This window comes from Psychrobacter sp. UBA2514, from assembly GCF_002341255.1.
Classification (GTDB): domain Bacteria; phylum Pseudomonadota; class Gammaproteobacteria; order Pseudomonadales; family Moraxellaceae; genus Psychrobacter; species Psychrobacter pacificensis.
Map to the genome: position 1 here is coordinate 4,401 of NZ_DDNS01000011.1, position 261 is coordinate 4,661.

Annotated in this window: 1 protein-coding gene; it reads left to right on the plus strand. The window is 45.6% G+C overall.

Features of this window, described 5'->3' with window-relative positions; all coding sequences use genetic code 11:
- Positions 1–237, plus strand: a 237-nt coding sequence (locus B3V51_RS04045; protein ID WP_286708029.1) for a TAXI family TRAP transporter solute-binding subunit, incomplete at its 5' end; no start/stop codon positions are given.
- Between the last annotated feature and the right edge of the window lie 24 nt (positions 238–261).

The following is a 261-nucleotide window of genomic DNA, read 5'->3' on the forward strand; positions in this document are numbered from 1 at the left end:
TATGGCAATGATGCTGCGATTCCAACTGCCGCAATCATGAATGCGCTATTGGTGAACTCTGATCTGTCTGAATCTGATGGCTACAAATTGACTAAGGCGTTATTTGATAATCTGGACGGTCTAAAAACGGCACACCAAGCGGCCAACGATATCAGTTTAGAAACCGCTCGTGACGGTATGGTTGCCCCAATCCATCCTGGCGCTAAAAAGTACTATGACGAACAAGCCGCCAAATAATTTATTATGGTTATCGACTGGCGC